The following is a 22,160-nucleotide window of genomic DNA, read 5'->3' as shown; positions in this document are numbered from 1 at the left end:
CATGGTCACACAATTAAACGAAGATACATCATGTAACAATCGGGAAGCCTGGCTTACCACATTGTACAAGAATGCCTTTCCGCTAGTCGCAAAATACATCAGTAGAATGGGTGGTTCATTGGATGAAGCCCGGGATATTTTTCAGGATGCACTGATCATTTATTATGAGAAAACAGTACGTACTGAATTGAGCCTGGAGTATAGCGATAAAGCTTATCTGTTTGGCATAGCCCGCCACCTTTGGAACAAACGGTACAAACAAAGTGAAAAGCAGGTATCTATTGATGAACTCGATACTGATTTTGATGAACAGGCAGGTTTGTTCAGTCCCGAAGATCAGGAGATATCTGCATCGCGGTTATTTCAGCTTTTACAAACCGCAGGTCAGAAATGTATGCAGTTGCTCAGTGCTTTTTATTATGAACAGCTAAAGATGGAAAGTATTGCTGAAAGGTTCGGTTTTTCAGGCGCACGCTCTGCTACAGTACAGAAATTCAAGTGCCTGGAAAAAATTAAGGAAACAGTAAAAGAAAAATCAGTAAGTTATGAAGACATCCTTGAATGAGCTGCAGTTAATTGAAGGTTTTCTTTTGGTAAATACCAGCGCAGAAGATAAAGTTTTGATGCAGGCCCGCCAGATATTACAACCTGATCTTAAGGGAAGTATATACTGGCAGCAAAAAACATATCAGATTATTGAAACCTACGGCCGGGAACAGTTGCGCAAAGAAATCCGGCAGGTAGATCAAAAGCTGTTTACAGCACCGGAGCATTTTTCTTTCAGCAAGCGCGTTAAACGCTTCTTCAGTAAGTAAAACCCTCTAATCTAATTACAAATTTAATGTTCAGGCAACGGGCAATGGGAATGCTATGTCTGATTCAATCTAAAAAAAGCAAAATATGAACAACAAGGAATTTCGCAGTTATGCGGTGAAACATCACCGCATCAACAGTTTGTATGTAGACAACTACATTTCCAGAACTTCAGCAATTGCGCGTCCGATTGCCATGACGCCTTATATTACGGAAGAACGACAGTTAAATGTTGCCCAGATGGATGTATTCTCGCGTCTGATGATGGATCGAATCATCTTTTTGGGAGAGGCGGTAGAGGAGAGGAATGCAAATGTTATACAAGCACAATTGCTTTTTTTGCAGTCGGTTGATGCAGAAAAAGATATTCAGCTGTATGTTAATTCTCCCGGAGGATCGGTGTATGCCGGTTTTGGTATATACGATACTATGCAGTTTATCGCACCTGATGTAGCTACGATATGTACGGGAATAGCACTTTCAATGGGCTCCGTGCTGCTTTGTGCAGGGGCTGCTGGAAAAAGGTCTGCTTTGCAACACTCGCGGGTAATGATTCATCAGACTTCCGGTGGAGCGCAGGGAACGGCAATGGATATGGATATTTCCGTTAAGCAGGTATTACAGGTACAAAAAGAGCTTTACCAGATTATAGCCAGGCACAGCGGACAGCCTTACGATAGAATCAATGAGGCTGCAAGCCGGGATTATTGGATGTCATCCACTGAAGCTAAGGAATTTGGAATGATTGACGAGGTTTTATCCAGGTAGCAGGCATATTGCTGCTATTACTTATCCTAGATCAATGTCTATATTTACCGCTCTGGGTAACTTTGTGGTATCAAAATAGAAAAATATGGAATTAGGAATAGGTATGTTTGGCGATTTGTCAATCGATCAGCAAACTGGGCAACCAAGATCAGCGAAAATAAAACTACAGGAAATTCTGGAACAGATTAAACTGGCCGATGAAGTTGGTTTAGATGTTTTTGGCTTAGGCGAACATCACCGTCCCGATTATGCCATTTCATCTCCCGAAATTGTACTGGCTGCGGCAGCAAGCATTACTAAAAATATAAAACTAATGAGTACGGTAACGGTTTTAAGTTCTGCTGAACCGGTAAAAGTGTACCAGGATTTTTCAACTATCGATTTGATTTCGAATGGACGTGCGGAAATAGGCGTGGGTAGAGGTAGCTTTATTGAATCTTTCCCGTTGTTTGGTTATGACCTTAGAAATTATGATAAACTGTTTGAGGAGAAGTTGGATTTATTGCTTAACATCAATAATAATGAAGTTGTGAACTGGAACGGGGAGCTTCGGGCACCAATGGTTAACCAGATGGTATTGCCAAGAGCGACAAATAACGGACAGTTGCCGATATGGATTGCAGTAGGTGGAACACCACAGTCGGTATTGCGTGCAGCAGTATTAGGACTGCCGTTAGTTGTAGCAATCATCGGAGGAATGCCAAGACAGTTTCAACCGTTAATTGAATATTACAAAGAGCAGTATGTGAAACATGGTCATGATATCAATAAAATGCAGATTGGTATACACTCCCATGCGTTTGTGAGCGATAATGAAGCTAATGCCGATGCCTATTATCACAATTATGCTGCGCAAATGGATAGGATTGGGGCATCACGAGGCTGGGCGCCATATACCAAGGACCAATTTGATGGCGGACGTTCTAAAGAAGGTGCCTTGTTTATCGGAGAAGCGGAAGCGGTAACTGAGAAAATTTTGTACATGCACGAACTATTTGGCATTACCAGGTTTATCGGACACATGGATATTGGTGATCCGTCGCACGCTGAAATGATGAAGTCAATCGAAATATTCGGCACGAAGATCGCACCAGTGGTTAGGAAAGCATTAAACAAGGCTTAATAAATCCGGGCCTCTTAATCAAGTTCTTAGGGAATTATGCATATCTTTCAAATATGAACCTAAGCGCTTGATTAATGAGTGGATTTAATATAGATGAACAAACCCTTAGAGACCTTAATGTTTTTAATGAGGGGGCGAGTTCCAATTCGATATATAATATTTTTAAATACACAAGAACGCTGGGAGGGAGAGAACGGTTAGCCGAACTGATGCGAAATCCTTCTTCCGACATCAATGAAATTACTTTGCGGAGAGATGCGCTTGCATTTTTTCATCAGTATGAGATTAATCTCGATATCAGAAATGAAGAGTTTGATCTGATCTCTTTTTACCTGAAGTTCGATAAAAGAAGATCGAAAAGTAATATTATAGATGCGGTATATGATTTTACGACGAGAAATTCCAGTAATGATTATTATATCATTAAAACCGGACTAAAGTATCTGATAAGTTTTGCGAGATATATCCTGAAATTTATAGAGGAGCATTCTAAAACCGATACTCCAGAATATCTGGTTACCATCTTTGAACGGATAACAGACATTATTCAGAACGGTCTGTTAAAAGAGGCGATTCTACTTAACGAACGTCATATGAAGTTCTTTCAGGTAAATAAGCTTGATAGTGCATTTCGTGGAATTGAAAAAGAGAATATGAACGAATTGCTCCAGCTTGCCTACGAACTGGACGTTTTTGAGAATGTTGCAATTGTAGCTTCAAAAACCGGATTTACATTTCCTGTGTATGAAGAAAGCGATAACTTCAAAGTTGCTGTCAATGGTTTATTTCACCCCGGGATTTCGAACGCGGTAAAAAATGATGTTTTTATCGATAAAGATCAAAACATTCTGTTTTTGACAGGGTCTAATATGGCTGGAAAGTCTTCTTTGCTGAAGTCTCTGGGCATTGTAATTTACTTAGCCCATTTGGGGTTTCCTGTACCGGCTACATCAGTAAAAACCACAATTTTTAATGGTTTGATTACCACCATAAATTTGCCGGACAACACCAATGAAGGTTTAAGTCATTATTATAGCGAAGTAAAGCGGGTGAAAGAGGTCTCCTTAAAACTTGCTGAAAAGGATAAAATCTTCGTCATATTTGATGAATTGTTTAGGGGAACAAATGTGAAAGATGCATTTGATGCTTCTTTATTAATTATTTCGGAACTTTCCTTTGTCAGGAACTCCGCATTCTTTATCTCTACCCATATTGTTGAACTTGCAGATGAACTCGCAAGATTCAATAATATATCTTTTAAATATTTAGACACCTTTTTCAGAGATGGTAAGCCGGTTTTTACCTATCGGCTGGCGGAGGGTGTTTCAAAGGAAAGACTTGGAATGTATATTGTTCAAAATGAAGGTATAGTTGATATTATAAGGGAGTCTTGTAAAAAAACTTAGTGCCTCCCATTTGCTTTTAGCTGAGCTTCATATAACGACTGTGGTTGAAGGCCTTTTTTATTTAATCCTTCCCATTCTCCATCAGGTTTACCTTCCAAACGACCATTTACTTTTTTGCCTTGTATACCGACCGCATAGTTTTTGCCTGAAGCCCAGAGACTTTGTATCGCTGCTGCCTTTACTTTACAGTTCCAGAGCACCTGTGTAACGCCGGCCCATCCGTGCCCACTTCCCCAGTTACCGCGGTCTTGCACATTAATCTCACCATCAGTATCAATGTTGTCGTATAGCGTGCCGGTAGCCCAACGATGATGCGGTCCGATATCAGCATGCGTTCTCCTTGATTTGCAATGATAGAAAACATTAGGTCCGCAAGTTTTTGCACCTGTTACATAGTCGTGCCTGCCTTCGGTAGTTTCCAGATTCATAAAAAGGTTTTGCTGTCCATTGTTGTTAAATGAATACCTTTTTCCTCCCGTAATTACTGATTTAGCATCCAAACATTTGGAATCCTTTACGGTGATGTTTTTGGCTCCGGACTCTAAACTGACACAGGAGTAACCAAAGAAACGTGAAGTTACCCCGCTTACCCAGCCATTCTCGGTATGGTTAAAGTCAACTGCAATCCAGCCGTGGTCTTCATCTGTATCGTGTGCATATTCTGATTCAAACAGGATGTTTTCGATCCCGATTTCTTTTAAACGACCTTTATATTCATATTTAAAGATTTCTCCGCCACCATATTTGGTTTCCATAGCCATCACTACAGGGTTATCAATAGTGATTTTATTGCCATCAACAGCTGTAATTTCTCGTTCATAACTCAGACTATATTCAGCAGCTTCCCATTGTTTGGTGCCTTGTCTGGCGACAATCCTATCCATTTGTATATCCTGAATCCAGTTTTTTGTTCCAGGTCTGTATAAGATGATTTTATCACCCGCTTTAAAGTCTTTTGCAGATACTACGTCAAAAGATTTAGCTCCTGTGGGTACATATGCATCTGTGATTTTAACCCTTTCACCGGTTGGTGTGATTTTTCCTTTGCCACTAATTGCGACCAGTGAACGTAAACCCGCACCAGTTGCAATTAATCTTGTACCTTGCGCTGTATTTCCTTCTCCTCTTAAAACAATGCCATCGGTGTTAATGTTCAATGTTCCTGCAATGCCATAATCTCCTTTTTTTAAAAGAATAGCCCCTCTGAAACCATCAGCGCCGATAGGTAAAGTTGACACCTGGTCTATGGCTTCCTGAATACCGCGTCCCGCATCACCTTTTACAGGAGATACTGTTTTTACGACCTTAACTTCCGGGATTGCTTTTAGTCCATGATGATAACCGACACGACTAAAATCGGGAATGATATTGCCCTTTTCATCAGGTAAATAAGTAATGCTGGCATCTTTATTTACAACGAGGAATTTAGAATGCCAGCTTTCATTTTTTACGAATGAAAGTGTGAACAGTCCGAGGATCAGGACGCAAATAGTTAAGATTGATCTGGTTTTCATTTGTTTCAAAATTGCTACTGCAATTGCGGAATAAAAACCTGTTTTTTTATACATGTTATTAGCAGACTTATAAATTCAATTGGCCTTGAAAAATATACTGCTTTTAATTTACAACTTCATTTGCTGGATGCGTACCGCATTCAGAATGGCAAGGAGGGCTACGCCAACATCGGCGATTACAGCTTCCCACAAAGTGGCCACACCACCGGCACCCAAAATCAATACTATGATTTTAACACCCATAGCTAAGGCTATATTTTGCCAGACAATATTCCTCGTCAGTTTTCCGATTTTTATGGCGGTGACGATTTTAGAGGGCTGATCATTTTGGATTACAATATCTGCAGTTTCAATAGTCGCATCACTACCCAATCCGCCCATGGCAATTCCAGCATCTGCAAGCGCAATAACGGGAGCATCATTTACGCCATCACCTACAAAGGCCAGGTGTTTACCTTCTTTCTTCAACGCTTCAACTTTCTCAACTTTGTTTTCTGGCAACAAATCACCAAAGGCCTTATCAATGCCAAGCAATTTGGCTACCTTATTTACTACATTCTGTTTATCGCCACTTAGCATGACCGTTTGAATATTCAGGCGATGCATGTCAGCGATTGCCTGCATGGCGTCTTCTTTAATTTCATCGGCAATGGTAATATAGCCTGCGTATTTTCCATCAACGGCTAAAACTACGATGGTATCTGCTTCTGCATCTATTTCATGATTGTAATCGATATTGAATTTTTTAAGCAGTTTGGTATTTCCGGCCAGCACAGTTTTTCCATTAATAGTTCCTTTAAGTCCGTGACCGGATATTTCTGTCACCTCAGCAATTTTAGCATTGTGGTAATCTTCTCCTGCATACTTAACCACCGCAAGCCCAATGGGGTGGGTCGATTTACTTTCGATGGCTGCTGCCAAAAGAACTAATTCTTTTTCATCAAAGTCGTTTGTCACTACTTTTTGAACTTCAAATACCCCTTTGGTTAAGGTACCGGTTTTATCCATGACGATGGCATTGACCTTAGTCATAACGTCAAGGAAGTTTGAACCTTTAAACAATATTCCGTTTTTTGAGGCCAGACCGATTCCTCCAAAATACCCTAAAGGTATTGATACCACAAGGGCACAAGGACAGCTGATCACGAGGAATACGAGCCCCCTGTACAACCAGTCTTTGAATACGTAATCAGTTACAAAGAACATAGGGAGTACAACAACGAGCACTGCCAGTAAAAAAACTATTGGTGTATATATTTTGGCAAACCTGGAAATGAAGAGCTGCGTTTGCGATTTACGTGCGGTGGCATCCTGCACCATCTCCAGTATTTTACTTAATTTACTGTCTTTAAATGCAGCTTTAACTTTAACTTCCGTAACCTGATTCAGGTTAATCATTCCAGCCAATACAACTTCACCTTTTGCTTTATTATCCGGTTTGCTTTCCCCGGTTAGGGCAGCAGTATTGAATGTCGCCTTGTCAGATAGTAAAATCCCATCCAGTGCTACTTTTTCGCCGGGTTTAATCTGTATGGTCTCTTCAATGGCTACATCTGCTGGTGCCACTGTAATCACTTTTCCATCTCTAATTACATTCACGGAGTCGGGCCTGATGTCAAGGAGTGCTTTAATACTCCTTTTTGCGTTACTAACAGCAGAATCCTGAAACCATTCGCCAATGGAATAAAAAACCATTACGGCAACGCCCTCACTGAAGGAGCCAATAGCGAAGGCACCTATAGTGGCCACACTCATCAAAAAGAACTCATTAAAGAAATCAAACCTTAAAGCTTTTCTAATGGCCAGATTTAAGACGTTGTATCCTGCAAGGAAGTAGGCGGGAACAAAAATGATTAATTGCGTGACGGTATTGAATGTGGTGTGAAAGCCATATTCCAGTACCATCATTACAATAACAACGGCAAGGGAGGTAAGCAAAGGCCAATGACTTAACCAGCTTGAAGGTTCTTCCGCGCCATGGTTATGCCCGTCGTCATCGCTATGCTGCTCAGTATGATTACCTGCGCTATGATTATGATTTACTTGAAGTGCTTTACCGTTGATTTCATCAACCGAACAGCAGTCTTTATGTAGGTCCGTTACTTTCATCGCCTTAAATTATACAACAAAGGTAAGGGCTGAAGTTATGCAATGCTATTGCAAAGTAAGCTGCTGGATTTATTTACTGCATTGTTCGCAGACTCCTTTAATAATAAGGTTCATTTCCTGTTGTTTAAAGCCGTTAGGTAATGCCAGTTCAGGAATGCGGGTGTTGGGTAGGCAAAATGTTTCTTTACAGGAATTGCAGTAAAAATGAACATGAAGATCGTGATGGTTTTCACCATCACAATCTTGCTCGCATAAAGCATATTTAGTAGCCCCGGTGCCATCTTCAATACTATGTACCAGTCCTTTTTCTTCAAAAGTTTTTAAGGTCCTGTACAAGGTAATCCGGTCGGATGGGGCCATACCTTTTTCAAGATCATTTAAACTTATGGCAGCAGTTTGTTTCGTTAAGAAATCCAATACGAGCAAACGCATGGCCGTAGGGTTAACCTGTCTGTTTTTAAGTCTGTGCTCAATGTCCTGTGTCATATACTTTATGCTTATTGTTCCATTAATGACTATGTTCTGCTGGTCCTGATGCTTTTGACTGCAAATAAAAGGCCCCTTTTGTAACCACCCTGACATCTGCAGGTAATTTTTCTAAAGGATTGATCTGTATATAGCCCAATTCAGCAACACCGGTTGTTACTTCAACTTTTTTGAAATGTACTGAATTTTTGTCTTTTGCGTCTTCTTCTTTATGTTTTTCTTCTGCCTCCCCCTCGTGTGTATGTCCGTGCTCTTCCTCATGTGCGGCTTTTGCTTCGGTATCCACAATAAAAATGAACGCTTTTCCTTCTGAACGGATTATGGCATCAATCGGAACCGCATTGGCTGCTGCAGTACCAATACCGATAAGGCCGGTTACATACATTCCGGGAATCAGGTTCGCACCTGGTTTTTTAATAATCGCGTGTACAACTACGCCTTTACTGTCATTTTCAAATGATTTATTGATACCATAGATTTCTCCTTCAATCTGTTCATTCTTTTGGTTAGTCAGTTGGAAATCTACTTTTTGTCCCACTTTAATTTTTGAAAGATCTTTTTCAAAAACAATGAGATCGGCATGGATTTTTGAATTATCTACAATTTCCATGATTGATACACCCGGTTGTGCGTAGGACCCGGTTTCAGCGGATATTTTTCCAATAGTTCCATTGATGGGGGCAGTAACAGGAACCTGAGACGTGATGTTACCTGATGTAATTCTGCTAACGGAGATGCCATATTGCTTGAGTTGGCTTTCCAAAGCTTTTAATCTGGCACGTTCTGCATTGTAGTTTGCTTCCGCCTGTTGGTGCGCTTTTCCAGTACCAGCATTGGCAGCTTTAAGCTGTTGCTGACGATTATGCTCAGCTTCGATAAAGCTAAAGCCACCTTTAGCCGTTAAATAATCTTGTTGAAGTTTGATCAGGTCCTGATTTTCTATGGTAACCAATACTTGACCTTTGCTTACACGCTGACCTTCAATTACATTTATTTTTCTGATGATACCGCCTGTCAGTACATTAATTTGTGCCGCATTTTGAGGTGGTACAGCCAATTGCCCGCTCGCTTTAACTACTGCAGTAAGGTTCTTTTGTTCGATGTTTCCAATAACAATGCCTACGGCATCCATTTGTTCCTTACTTAACTCAAGCGCTTCACTGTGCTCAGCATGTCCTTCGGCACCATGATCGTGTGCTGCTTCAGTAGTAGTACCGGCCTTTTTTGTTGCGTCACCGCATGAACTGATTGCGCTAACTATAAATGCTGAGCAGATGAGTATAGCGATGTTTCTTTTTATATATGTTGTTGTGTTCATTGGGTTATTTTCCTTTTAAAAATTGTAATTGAATAACTGATTGGTTCAGCGCATTGACGGTTTGCAAATAATTGAGTTTACTTTGTATAGCCAGTGCCATGTTTTGAATAAATTCAATATAACCAATCTCTCCCAGGTCGTAAGATACCTGTGCAATTCGCAGCTGTTCATCAGCTTGTTTCAGACCTCCGGAAGTGAAATAGTCGGCCATGCTTTTGTGTTGTGCATAATTCTGAAGTTCTTGTTGATATTGCGTATTCAGTTGGTTTTGTACACGTTGATAGTCTGTTTCAGCAATTTGAGCGGCAATCTTTTCATTGTTTACCCTTGCACGGCCAGCTCCATTAAATATGGGTACGGCAATACCCAGCTGTATTCCGGCAATCCGGGTTCCGGGGGTATAAGTACGACCAATGTTTGCGGGATCAAATGATTTGATGACGAATTGTTGCGCATAGCCAAGTGTAAGATCTGGCATGGCACGTGAGCGTTCCAGGTCAATTTTAGATTTAGCGACAGCAACCTGCTGTTGATATACTTCCATTAGTGGGTTGCTTTCGGTTGCGGTTATTCCATTTTCAGTCAAAATCAATACCGGAAGACTTTTTTCGGAAGGGCTTAAGCTGGTTTTCACATTCAGTAATTGCTGTAGATTAAGCTGCTGGACAGACAATTCGGTTTCCATCGCTTTTTTTAAGGCTTGTACCTCCTGATATTTATTTTTGGCAGTAATCAGTTCCAGATTAGAGGTTTCGCCAACTTTATATCTAAGTTCCGATTTTTTGATGAAGTTACTATAAATACTGTCTTGCAGTTCCAGAACTTTTAAGGTACTGATGCTATAGAGTAAGTTGTAATAGGCAAGCCTGGTATCGCGTGTAATTTCCGATTTAGTGTAATTACTGGTCTTTTCCATTAATCCAGTTTGTCCGGTAAGTACTTTCTTTTGGTTTTTGTAAAATCCCGGCCAGGCAAAGCTTTGAGAAACAGAAACAGAGTTGTCGTTGCTACCACCACCTGTAGGGTCCTGGGAAACACCAAATTCTGTTTTGGCAGGATCAAAAGCCGTTTTTTGCATTGTTCGTGCCTGATTGACGGCCAGATCCGACGATTTTAGCTGCAGGTTGTTTCTTAATGCCATGGCAACTGCGGTATCAGCCGAAATTGGTTGTTGTGCTTTAACACTGCCAGTGAATCCTAATCCGGCAAATAGCATGAGCGCCACAATTAAAGGTTTTACAGTCATTACAGTTCTTTTTTTACGATCGGTAGTTAAGATATACAAACATGGTAATACAAATAGCGTGAGTAGGGTGGCCGACAATAAACCTCCGATAACAACGGTTGCCAATGGTTTTTGTACTTCAGCACCGGCTCCTCCGGATAAGGCCATTGGTAAAAAGCCCAGCGAGGCCACTGCAGCAGTCATAATTACTGGCCTTAATCTTACCTGTGTGCCCTGAATTACGCGTTGATATACATCAGTAATTCCTTCTTCCTTCAATTGATTGAAATAGGAGATGAGTACAATACCATTCAGTACGGCCACTCCAAACAGTGCAATAAAGCCAACCCCGGCAGATATACTAAATGGCATATCCCTAAGTAACAATGCAAATACACCACCAATGGCCGATAAAGGTACCGCTGTAAAGATTAAAATGGTTTGCTTAAATGATCTGAAGGTAAAATATAAAAGTCCTAAAATGAGAAGCATAGCTACTGGTACCGCAACTGATAGTCTACTTTTGGCTTCAATCAGATTCTGGAACTGTCCGCCATAGGTGATATAATAACCGGAAGGCAGTTTTAACTTTGCATTCAGGATCTGTTGGATCTCTGCAACGGTACGCTCCACATCTCTTCCTTTTACATTAAAGCCGACATATATACGTCTCTTTCCATCTTCTCTGGAGATCTGCGCAGGTGCTTCTTTCAGTTCAATTTTAGCAACCTGGCTTAAAGGTACTTTATTGCCTGAAGGTAGTGGAATATATAAGTTTTCGATACTGGAGATATTTTCCCTGAGATCGCGCTGTAGACGTACCACCATATCAAAACGTTTTTCACCTTCAAACACTACTCCGGCTACATCCCCTGCAAACGCGGTTTTTAATATGCTGTTGATGTTTCCTATTGTTAATCCGTATTGCGCAATTTTTTCCCTGTCGTAAGTTACTACCACCTGTGGTAATCCGGTAACTTGCTCTACAAAGGGTTCATTAACGCCGGCAACAGGTGCAATTAGTTTAGAAACCTTGTTGGCCTGTTCGGTAAGCACATCAAGATCTTCTCCGTAAATTTTAATAGCTACATCCTGTCTGACGCCAGTCATTAATTCATTAAAACGCAGTTGCATAGGTTGTGTGATCTCAATGCTTACACCCGGTAAAACAGAAAGTGCTTCTTCCATTTTCTCAGACATTTCTTCTTTGGTTTTTGCCGTTGTCCATTCTTCTTTAGGAAGCATTGCCACCATCATGTCACCACGCTCAACCGGCATTGGATCTGTTGGAATTTCGGCACTACCAATCCTGGTTACTACTTGTTTTACCTCCGGGAATTTATCTTTCAATATCTTTTCGGCCTTGCTGAAACTTTCTACAACCTGTGTAAGTGATGTTCCCTGCGACATTGCAATTTCAACAGCTAAATCGCCTTCTTCTAATTGAGGTAAAAACTCACCACCCATATTGTTAAATAACCAAAGGGTAAATGCAAAGCATACAATGGCAATAGCTACAACTAACTTTTTAAAGCCCAATGCCCATTCCAGCATGGGTTTGTACACCCTTTTGAAAAAGTCCATAATCTTATCAGATATGTTTCTTTTGTGCTCGGTATTTTTGCTTAAAAATAAAGCACTCACCATAGGAACATAGGTTAATGATAAGATGAATGCACCAACAATAGCAAAAACTACAGTTTCGGCCATTGGTCTGAACATTTTACCTTCGATACCTACCAGTGAAAGTAGCGGTAAGTACACAATCAGAATGATAATCTCGCCAAATGTTGCACTAGCCCTGATTTTTGAAGAAGCAGTAAATACTTCTTTGTCCATCTGCTGTTGGGTTAACCTTGGTGTCCCTTTAAACAACTTACTTTCCGTGAGACGGAATATAATGGCTTCAACGATAATAACCGCTCCATCTACAATCAAACCAAAATCGATTGCACCAAGGCTCATCAGGTTCCCCGAAACGCCAAACAGGCGCATCATAGCAAAGGCAAACAACATAGAGAGTGGAATTACCGAAGCCACAATTAACCCGGCCCTCCAGTTGCCAAGTAGTAACAACAGTACAAAAATTACAATTAAGGCACCCTCAATCAGGTTTTTCTGGACAGTACTGATAGAACGGCCAACCAATTCAGTCCGATCCATATAGGGCTCAATAATTACGCCTTCTGGTAAGGATTTTTGAATCTGAATGATTTTCTCTTTTACGTTTTCTATCACCTGGTTAAAGTTCTCGCCTTTCAACATCAGGGTTATCCCGGCTACAACTTCTCCTGTTCCGTTTCTGGTTACCGCACCATATCTTGTGGCAGTTCCAAATTGAACTGTTCCAATATCCCTGATCAAGACAGGAACACCGCCCACATTTTTTACAACGATTTTTTCAATATCGTCCAGCGACTTAACCTGGCCAATGCCACGAATAGTGTAGGCATTGCTCTGTTGTTCTATATAAGAACCACCTGTATTTTCGTTGTTGTTTTTTAAGGCATCGTAAATCTGCGAAATGGTTACGTTATTGGCGTTGAGACGCTCATTGTCTAACGCAATTTCATATTGTTTTACATAACCGCCCCAGCCACTTACTTCAGCTACACCTTTAGTACCAGCCAATTGAGTTCTTACCACCCAATCCTGTAAGGTTCTTAAATCGGTAGCCGAATATTTATCCTCGTAGCCTTTTTTGGTATGTAAAACATACTGGTAAATCTCACCTAAGCCGGTAGTGATGGGAGCTAAGGAAGGTTCGGCTAAACCATCAGGTATATTACTTTCTGCTTCTTTTAATTGTACTGAAACTTGTTGTCTTGCCCAATAAATATCTGCATCGTCTTCAAAAACGATGGTAATTACTGATATGCCCGAACGGGATATGGAACGTTTTTCGATTACCTTAGGAATGTTGGCCATTGCCAGCTCAATAGGGGCTGTAATGAACTGTTCAACTTCCTGAGCACCTAAACTAGGCGCCTGAGATATAATTTGTACCTGGTTATTGGTAATGTCAGGCACCGCATCAATAGGTAACCTGGTTAAGGAATAAATTCCCCATACAACTAAGGCAAGGGTCATTATACCAATGGCTAGTTTATTCTTTATGGAGAATAAAATAATCTTGTTAAACATAAAATGATCTTATTTTACCGCATAGGAATAGCATGTATATGCCATTAAAATACGTGGGTTAATAATTATAAACAGAAAAATAATTATACCCACTGAGGCGGCTGCCAGATATCGCCGGGAAATAAGATCACTGCACAATCCTGGAAGTCAGGAAAGCTATTGTTACAATCAGAAATGACAAGAGCGGGAGCTTTGTTCACTGCTGGTGATGCTACAAAAGCATGATAAGTGCTGGAATGAAAAAATGGAGAGCAGGCATGCGGGTCTTTTTGCGCTTTATCATGGTTATCTGAAGATGTATAACAAGCGTCATTCTGACCAGAGGTAAGACCAGCTTCATTACCACAGCACGGCCATGCAGACAGGGCCACTACGTAAAGGGTAAATATGAACGCCAGATACTTCATATTGCAAACTTACTCGTTTTTTTTAAAAAACAAATTAATTTGTATCATTCATCTGTTATATTTTAATTTCAAGTTAATAAAGCGCTTTTGTCGTTATTATTTTTACAATATATCGCCAGCGATTCTGTAAGTAGGATCTTCCATGATATTGACTTCAATAATGGCATCTGCATTTTTAAGGAGTTGTCTGCAGTCTTCACTAAGGTATCTTAAATGCAGTTCTTTTCCTGCCTTTTTGTATCTTTCTGTGAGTTTATGTAAAGCATCGATTCCCGACATATCAGCAATTCTGCTATCGCGGAAATCAATGATTACCTTTTTCGGATCATTATTTACATCAAACTTTTCCATAAAGGCCGTTACTGAACCGAAAAATAACGGTCCATAAATTTCGTAGTGCTTAATCCCGTCTTCATCTATATGTTTTTTTGCCCTTATTCGTTTTGCACTTTCCCAGGCGAAAACCAATGCAGCAATAATAACCCCGATTAATACTGCTAAAGCAAGGTTGTGTAGCCAGATGGTGATAAGTGCAACCGTTACGCCTACAAAAATATCTTGTCGGGGCATTTTATTGATGACTTTAAAGCTCATCCATTCAAATGTTCCTATGGCTACCATGATCATTACACCTGTTAGCGCTGCCATCGGAACCTTTTCGATTAAAGATGACCCGAATAAAATGATAGCCAGAATGGTGATGGCGGCAACAATGCCGGATAAGCGGGCTCTGGCACCTGCCGAAAGATTAACCAGCGTTTGCGCGATCATTGGGCAGCCGCCCATGCCGAAAAAGAAGCCATTAAGGATGTTTGCGCTTCCCTGCGCAATACATTCCCGGTTTCCATTTCCTCTACTTTCTGTAATTTCATCCACAAGGTTTAGGGTAAGTAAACCTTCAGTTAAACCAACAGCAGCCATAATCAGCGCATAGGGAAACACAATTTTAAGTGTTTCGAAAGTAAACGGGATTTCAGGGATATGAAAAGGAGGGAAGCCTCCGCCTACAGCAGCGATGTCTTTAACTGTTTTGGTATCTATATTAAATCCCAATACGACGAGGAAAACAACAATAATCGCTACCAGTGAAGCAGGTACTGCTTTAGTTATTTTAGGCCATATTAAAACGATAGTAACAGTTAAAGCCACCAATCCGAGCATGATATACAGTGCGCTTCCACTTAGCCAAACCAGCTCTCCATTCACATTTACTTTAAACTGTTCCAGTTGGGCCAGGAAAATGATTACAGCAAGGCCATTCACGAAACCGAACATAACTGGCTGTGGTACCAGGCGTATAAATTTCCCCAGTTTAAAAAGACCGACAATAATTTGGATCACGCCTGCCATAGCAACGGCTGCAAATACATATTCCAATCCGTTCGATTTCATTAAGGCAATCAGTACAATAACTGTTGCACCGGCACCGCCAGATATTAATCCTGGTCGCCCACCAAAAATTGCGGTGACTAAGCCCATGATAAAAGCCGCATACAAACCCGACAAGGGAGGTAAGCCCGCAAGGATGGCGAAAGACAAAGATTCAGGCATCATGGTCATGGCAACCGTTAAACCTGCAAGAACTTCAGTTCTGTAATTAACCTTTTGCGAAAAATCAAACAAACGTAGGATTGGCTTCATTAACCGCAAAAATAGGATATTAAAGTGCTTTATTGATCATCTAATGTTTTTAAAAAGGCAATAATATCCTGCATTTCTTTTTTACTGAGTTTAAGCGGATCTGATGATAAAGTCTGGTTGTCAAGAATGATACCTATGCCGGCTCCGCCGCCACGATTGTAAAAATCCAGAACCTCTTCTAAAGTTTTGTAAACACCATTATGCATATATGGTGCTGTTTTAGCAACATTGCGCAGAGTAGTGGTTTTAAAGGCATACTTGTACTGCGGGTAAGGATTTAACATGAAGCGGCCAAGGTCGGAGCCCGGTTTTGCGTTCACGGTATCTGCATGTGTAGGTACGCCCAGAACTTCAGCCTCACTTTTAGTAAATAAGGGAGATTGCGTACCGTTAAATAGTGGCGCAAAATGACAACTGCCACATTTACCTTTACCCATAAATAGGTTGAACCCGGCTTTTTCTTCCGGATTAAGCTGTGTTTTATCACCCTGCATATATCTGTCAAATTTTGAAGAGAAAGGCGCTAGTGAACGTATGTAGGAGGCCAGTGCATGTTGGATTTTCCATGGAGTGATGTTGACTGTACTGTCCTTGAACGTGTTTTTAAAAGCAGATGGGAACGCTTTGTCATTGTTTAAACGTTTAGCAGCTTCAGTCAGTGAACCGTCCATTTCATTTTTATGATGGACAACATCCAGTGCCTGATCTTCCAGGGTACCTGCTTTAAGGTCATAAAAGAAACCACGTTGTAAACCGGCATAAGTTAAAGTAGGGGTATTCCTTAATAAGAATTTGGTCCCATTCAGGCCTTCAGCGGTTTTGAGACCATCGGCAAATGCTCTTCCTTTGTGATGACAGCTTGAGCAGCTTCTGTTTCCTCCATTTGAAAGTAGGGTGCTATTAAACAAGGATTTGCCCAAAGCAATTTTCTCGTCGGATAGGTATTCTGTATAATTGCCGACAAACTTGTTCATATTGAATGCGTTCTTTTGAAACATGCTTACCGCATCGTCATTTAGGGCAGAACCACTGCTTGTTGTTTTGATGTTCAGTTTTTTGCGAAGTTTATCTATGCCATTACTTATCGTTTGTAAGTGATCTGTTATAAAATCTATCCGGTTAAGACTATTAAAATCCCGATGGTTGTTGAGGAGGCTAATTGCAGTTTCAATAGAGGCTAATAGTTCATTATTGGCTTTGTAGTTTTTTAAAACATCTTTTACTCCTGTTAAAGCTGCAGCTGCTTCTGGTAAGGATTGTAAAGCTGTTGGCGTATCAAAACCTGTAATACCCAAACTGGTAATGCGAAAAACTTCTAATCTGATTGCGTCAAAAATTTGCGCATCGGTTATTTCATATTGTTCATTAAATCTGGTAACCCGCTTAAGGTTGGTCTGCATCTTCGTTACTTCATTCAGTAATTCGTCACGATTTTCCGGTGTTGGTGTATCGTAAATCAGTTCTTCCATAACCTGAAAACCTGTAGGTTCTTCAATTAAGTTTTCACCCAATTCAATTTCGTCAATTGGCGCTCCATTTATCAACGCAGAGGTCGAAGGAAAGAAATATTCAATATAATATTCAATCTTTTTATACTGTGCCCGGGATTGTAGAAAGCTTGCTTTAATGGCTTTCTCATCTGCTTTATTTATTGCGGTTAAAAGTTCCTGGTCTACAATTGATTGTAGTTTTAACAACTGGCTGTCGAAACTTATTTTAACCTCTTCTGCCGGTGTCTTTTTTTTAACTGTGCAAAATATAGACAAGAGTGTGGTAATGGAGATTAGAATTGAAAATATAGTGAATTTAGAATTGCGGATCATGTTGAGTTTATTGAACAAAATATCCCTCCACGGCATTTAACCGGGAGGGATCGTATGAAGTAGATTGATTATTTTGCTATACCACGAACAATAACAACTTGTCCGCCTTCGCTATTATTTGTCAGACGCGCGGTTCCTCCATCGGCGTTTTTAAATTTGGCATCTGTCCATGTATGCGGATGCAGGTTCACAACAAACGTTTCAGGAATTCCGGTAAGTGCAGAAACATCATACATCGCTCCATATTCCCAGCTACTTAAAAGTGTACTGTTTGCAGGGTTATATTTAGCATTAAATGCAGTTTCGTTTCTGCGGTGGTTCATTTGCAACATCGGTTTTAACGATTTGCTGGCCATGTTAAACTGCCAGATTGTACCGTCATGATCATTGTTCTTGTAATAAGAATCTCCATCTTCCTGTATGTAAACATAATTTTCAGTTACACAAAGGTTATCAGGGTTCACAATGCTGCTGCCAGGGTTATCACCACCATCTACTGCAACCTGAAGTTTACCTTTCAATGGATTGTCGGCATCTAAAACCAACTTGTATACACGGCCCCACATTGTTTTTCCACTTACCGGTGTTAACTTATCTGCCTGACTTACTCCGGTAGCAGTAAAGTAAATTTCGCGTCCGTTGGCGGCGCTACCTTTTCTGTAGTCGATATCTTCAACACGGGCAAGCATTAGCGCTTTTTTATCAATTGTCTGTTGCTGAAGTTCTAATCCTGTGCTGGTTTGTACATTATTAAGTTCTACAAATTCAACATCGTAGGAATTCCCTTTATACATACTGGTTTCCACAGGATCGTTATTTGTACGTTTTAAAACATAAACTTTTCCGTTGCTCAGGTCACCTTGAGTATTGGATAAATACATGGCCAACTGGCCATCTGATTCGTCCTCACCAATTAATATGACTGTTTTACCTGGGTAAGCACCTTTTGGAAGTGGTACAGCATTTTCTGCACTCCATCTGCCTAATGCTTTTACCGTTCTTTGCTGGTTCTTCTTGTCCGGAGTAGCTAAAGGGTCAATGGCATGAATCATAGATTCGGAACCACTTTCGCCGGCGGTAAGAAAAGTAGGTTTGGAAAATCCATGTTCTTCAGGAGTTGCCATCGTTGCAGAACAAAGACGGGTCATACCACCATCAGAATCAACAATGTACTCACCTTTGATAGGTTTAAAGTTCTTATCGAGGTAAACTCTCGATACAGACTGTAGGATTTCATGATTGTTGATCATGATGAAACCATCTCCAGCTGGATTTTTTAGAATCGCCGCACCATCAGGCTGTGCACCAAAAATAAAATTTGGAGACTCAGGTAACACATCATCGCTACTGATCAATGTTGTGATTTTGAGATTTTCAAATCCGTCCATTGTTTTCAACAACGATGGAGTTACAGAGTAATTTTTAAGGAGCTCAATTTCCTCAACTATTTCTTTTTTATCCTTTTTACAGGCTGTTACTGCTACTGCAGTGGCAACAAAACCAGCGATTGCAAAGGCCAGTGTTTTTCTTTTGAATAGAATTTTAGTCATAGTTTGTTTTTGTTTTTCTATAGCAAACCTACATGGCTAATATTGTGAGACGTTTAAGACAATGTTAAATGTCCTTGCTTGGGTAGTTTGGAATGATTCTAGGCATTTTTAATCAAAATGGATTCCAGCACGTTTGCAGCATCGTCGCATTTATCGGTTGCCATTTCAAGCATTTGCAGTACCTCTTTTTGTTTGATGAGTTCAATGGCATCAACTTCATCATCGAACAGTATAGCTAAAGCTGTATTACAAATTTTGTCAGCCTTGGCTTCTCCGGCATTTATTCTTAAACATACCGCCGCAATTAGTTCCGTATTTTTAAAATTCCTCAACTCTTTAATGGCCATATCAAGATCAGTACACATTTCAAATAACAATTGAGCCAATTTAATCATCGATTTATTGATAGTCTTGATATTGTATAAATCGATATTTATACCCGCTGCATAAATATAATCTGCGATATCATCTAGTGAGCTGACCAATGCGTGAATGTCTTCACGGTCAAAAGGGGTAATAAAGGTTTTCCCTAGTCCTAAGAAAATAGTGTGCGTAATGTCGTCGCCAATTTGTTCAAGCTTATCAACTTCTCTGATATGTTCTCTCCTTTTAACAGGATCTATTGTGCTTACAGTTTCAACCAGCGCATGTGAGATTTTTACGAGATTGTCTCCAGCCTGTTCAAAAAGAGGTTGGAATAGTTTGTCCTTAGGATTAAAAAAGTTGAAAATGCTGTTCATAGTGTTTTTGATTTTAACAAAAATATCTTTGCAATGTTAAGTCACTATGAAATGTAAGGGCTATTAATTGTCATTAACGGCCAACGAACATCTGTATCTTTAGCTAACCGGTATGGCCACAGGTGCCCAACGACAAAATCACAGTAGGGTAATTAAGTATAAGTTAATTGTAATTAACAGGGATGCTAAAAGGATCTAACCAGGAGTTGACAGGGAATTTGCCCCTGTTAAGTCCCTGTTTACCCCTTGTTATTTCCCTGTCGGCCCCCTGTTGGGAATTGGCGTATTTGAATGTTTTTTCGAGTAATATCTAAGCTGGAGTAAGCTTTAATGATATTTTTTAATTATTAATTAACAAATAGTTGACTGATAAGGAAAGAGTGCGATTTGAATAGTTATCATCCAGATAAACTGCAAAATACAGAAGTTAATTTAGATGTTGGTTAATTGACTGTTGTTTAGGTTGTTGTGGTTTTGTTTTTCTGGTGGAAAATCAGTGTTTTTTATTGGCAAAACTTTTTAAGAATTTTATTGTTATCCTATTGTAACGCCGCTTAAATAGCTTTTATTCCACTATATGATTAAAAATCTACCTGCTGATCTTATATTAAAGCGAAAAAATAACCACTTTGGTTATGTTGTTTTAGGATGCTTAGTTTTCGTTTGTTTAGATGTAAAGGCGCAGTCGACCAGTTTACAGGATTGTTATAATCTTGCCAATCAACGAAATGTTACTTTGAAACAGGCCCGCTCTGGCTTGTTGTCTGGAACGTATAATTTAGAGGCCGAAAAAAAGAGTTACTTACCCAAGGTTGATTTATTATCCAGTTATACTTATCTCAGTAGCCCGTTAACCATTAACCTGCAGACAGTTAAAGATGGGATAGTAAATGGTTCATCACAACAAAGTGTGAATGCTGCAAATGAGGTTTTTAAGGAAATTACAGGCAATAATTTATCGCAGGCGGCGCAAGACCGGATTTACAATACCTCGAAGAATGTTATTGGAGCAGTGTATCCTGATTACAATCCTGAATTAAGCAAACAGTCTTACTTTGTTGCTGGATTGGGCGTAAGACAACCTATTTTTTTAGGAAATAAGTTGGATGCTGCGACGAATCTGGCGCAATCGTTGGCAAATACAGCAAAAATTAACGTAAATGTAGTGAGTAAAGAGGTCGACTTTCTGATATCCTTGCAATACCTCCGGATTTTATATTTGAATACAGTGCTGAACAAGCAACAGCATATTGTTGATATACTGACCAAAAATAACAACTATGCGAACGAACTGGTTAAGAATGAGATTTTGCCTCCGTACCAGAAAAGCTGGACAAATGTAGTGTTGATGCAGGCCAATGCGCGTTTTAGCAGTATAAAGCTGGATAAGCAAAATGCACATGTTGAGCTGAATAAATTACTAGGGGTGCCGCTTGATTCGAATATTTTGATTACTGATACGATAAAGTTTACACCAGTTAATCCTGAACTCCCACAAGGCGAATTCTGGACAAATAACCCACTGTATCAGCTGGCTGGGAGTAAAATGTCTTACGCTAAAACTGCTGTAAAAATTAGTAAATCGTTTTCCCTGCCTAATATTTTTGCCATTGGAAACTACAATTTGTACCAGCGAGACCTGCCGGTAACGATACCCGATTGGTTTGTTGGTGTTGAATTACAATGGAGCTTGTTTAACGGACAAACCCGAAAACGTACGTTAGCTGCCCAGCAGTTGATTGAAGAATCGAAGCTGGCCGAAGAGAATGCCGGATTAACGCTTCAGGTTTTATCAAAGGTTTCCCGCAATAAAATGACTTCCCTTCAAAATGAAGTAACGGTAATGGACAATGCCAGAAAAGAAGCTGAAACCACCGCTCGTTTGATTACGAAACGTATGGAAAACCAACTTTCGTCACCAAAAGATGTAAATGATGCTGTTCTAATAGAAGAAGAAATTGATAAAGCTTATCAGGCGGCTGTTTTAGGATATTACCTGGCATTGGCGGAATATTTTAACAGTCTTGGTGATCCGAAACAAATAAGTCAGTTTATTAAGTAAAAGTAGCAGTAGAAATATAAAAGATATGAGT

General features: G+C 40.1%; 16 protein-coding genes. 6 read left to right on the top strand and 10 right to left on the bottom strand.

What is annotated here, in order from left to right:
- The first annotated feature begins 1 nt into the window (after position 1).
- From R2Q84_RS02510 to R2Q84_RS02490, 5 genes are all read left to right on the top strand, one after another.
- Positions 2–565 carry a sigma-70 family RNA polymerase sigma factor gene (locus R2Q84_RS02510; protein ID WP_316814947.1) on the top strand — a complete coding sequence of 188 codons (564 nt, stop codon included), beginning with the start codon at positions 2–4 and terminating at the stop codon, positions 563–565.
- A complete protein-coding gene (locus R2Q84_RS02505; RefSeq protein ID WP_316814946.1) occupies positions 546–815 on the top strand; it encodes a hypothetical protein in 270 nt (89 codons plus the stop codon). Before R2Q84_RS02510 ends, R2Q84_RS02505 begins: the two co-directional genes overlap by 20 nt.
- 85 nt (positions 816–900) lie before the next feature.
- Positions 901–1,581, top strand: coding sequence for an ATP-dependent Clp protease proteolytic subunit (locus R2Q84_RS02500; RefSeq protein WP_316814945.1), 681 nt, complete (start codon positions 901–903; stop codon positions 1,579–1,581).
- An 85-nt stretch (positions 1,582–1,666) separates the two neighbouring features.
- On the top strand, positions 1,667–2,704 hold the full coding sequence (locus R2Q84_RS02495) for an Atu2307/SP_0267 family LLM class monooxygenase (protein ID WP_316814944.1): 1,038 nt from the start codon (positions 1,667–1,669) through the stop codon (positions 2,702–2,704).
- A 74-nt stretch (positions 2,705–2,778) separates the two neighbouring features.
- Entirely contained in the window at positions 2,779–4,110 is a 1,332-nt protein-coding gene (locus R2Q84_RS02490) for a MutS-related protein (protein WP_316814943.1), read from the top strand.
- Here the strand turns inward: R2Q84_RS02490 and R2Q84_RS02485 are convergent.
- The 10 genes from R2Q84_RS02485 to R2Q84_RS02440 form a co-directional block, all read right to left on the bottom strand.
- Positions 4,107–5,624 (bottom strand): hypothetical protein, encoded by a 1,518-nt coding sequence (locus R2Q84_RS02485; RefSeq protein ID WP_316814942.1) that lies wholly within the window; start codon positions 5,622–5,624, stop codon positions 4,107–4,109. The genes R2Q84_RS02490 and R2Q84_RS02485 overlap by 4 nt on opposite strands.
- A 108-nt stretch (positions 5,625–5,732) precedes the next feature.
- Positions 5,733–7,733 carry a heavy metal translocating P-type ATPase gene (locus R2Q84_RS02480; protein WP_316814941.1) on the bottom strand — a complete coding sequence of 667 codons (2,001 nt, stop codon included), beginning with the start codon at positions 7,731–7,733 and terminating at the stop codon, positions 5,733–5,735.
- Positions 7,734–7,802: 69 nt separating this feature from the next.
- A complete protein-coding gene (locus R2Q84_RS02475) occupies positions 7,803–8,219 on the bottom strand; it encodes a Fur family transcriptional regulator (protein WP_316814940.1) in 417 nt (138 codons plus the stop codon).
- A gap of 22 nt (positions 8,220–8,241) precedes the next feature.
- Positions 8,242–9,537: an efflux RND transporter periplasmic adaptor subunit gene (locus R2Q84_RS02470; RefSeq protein ID WP_316814939.1), complete on the bottom strand. Its 1,296-nt coding sequence runs from the start codon at positions 9,535–9,537 to the stop codon at positions 8,242–8,244.
- A gap of 4 nt (positions 9,538–9,541) precedes the next feature.
- Positions 9,542–13,906, bottom strand: coding sequence for a CusA/CzcA family heavy metal efflux RND transporter (locus R2Q84_RS02465; protein WP_316814938.1), 4,365 nt, complete (start codon positions 13,904–13,906; stop codon positions 9,542–9,544).
- An 83-nt stretch (positions 13,907–13,989) separates the two neighbouring features.
- The gene (locus R2Q84_RS02460) at positions 13,990–14,313 is read right to left on the bottom strand and encodes a hypothetical protein (protein WP_316814937.1); all 324 of its coding nucleotides are present in this window, start codon (positions 14,311–14,313) and stop codon (positions 13,990–13,992) included.
- Positions 14,314–14,415: 102 nt separating this feature from the next.
- Complete coding sequence (locus R2Q84_RS02455) at positions 14,416–15,954, bottom strand: SulP family inorganic anion transporter (RefSeq protein WP_316814936.1); 1,539 nt, start codon at positions 15,952–15,954, stop codon at positions 14,416–14,418.
- Positions 15,955–15,983: 29 nt separating this feature from the next.
- Entirely contained in the window at positions 15,984–17,777 is a 1,794-nt protein-coding gene (locus R2Q84_RS02450; protein WP_316814935.1) for a cytochrome-c peroxidase, read from the bottom strand.
- Between the two features lie 68 nt (positions 17,778–17,845).
- Positions 17,846–19,327, bottom strand: coding sequence for an alkaline phosphatase PhoX (locus tag R2Q84_RS02445; RefSeq protein ID WP_316814934.1), 1,482 nt, complete (start codon positions 19,325–19,327; stop codon positions 17,846–17,848).
- 98 nt (positions 19,328–19,425) lie between these two features.
- Positions 19,426–20,067 carry a DUF47 domain-containing protein gene (locus R2Q84_RS02440; RefSeq protein WP_316814933.1) on the bottom strand — a complete coding sequence of 214 codons (642 nt, stop codon included), beginning with the start codon at positions 20,065–20,067 and terminating at the stop codon, positions 19,426–19,428.
- 577 nt (positions 20,068–20,644) lie between these two features.
- Between R2Q84_RS02440 and R2Q84_RS02435 the strand changes: the two genes are divergently transcribed.
- Positions 20,645–22,129: a TolC family protein gene (locus R2Q84_RS02435; RefSeq protein ID WP_316814932.1), complete on the top strand. Its 1,485-nt coding sequence runs from the start codon at positions 20,645–20,647 to the stop codon at positions 22,127–22,129.
- Positions 22,130–22,160 lie beyond the last annotated feature (31 nt).

Source organism: Pedobacter nyackensis (genome assembly GCF_032678475.1).
GTDB classification, from domain to species: Bacteria; Bacteroidota; Bacteroidia; order Sphingobacteriales; family Sphingobacteriaceae; genus Pedobacter; species Pedobacter nyackensis_A.
Note: the sequence above shows the minus strand (reverse complement) of the source record. Positions and strands in the feature narration are given on the sequence as shown.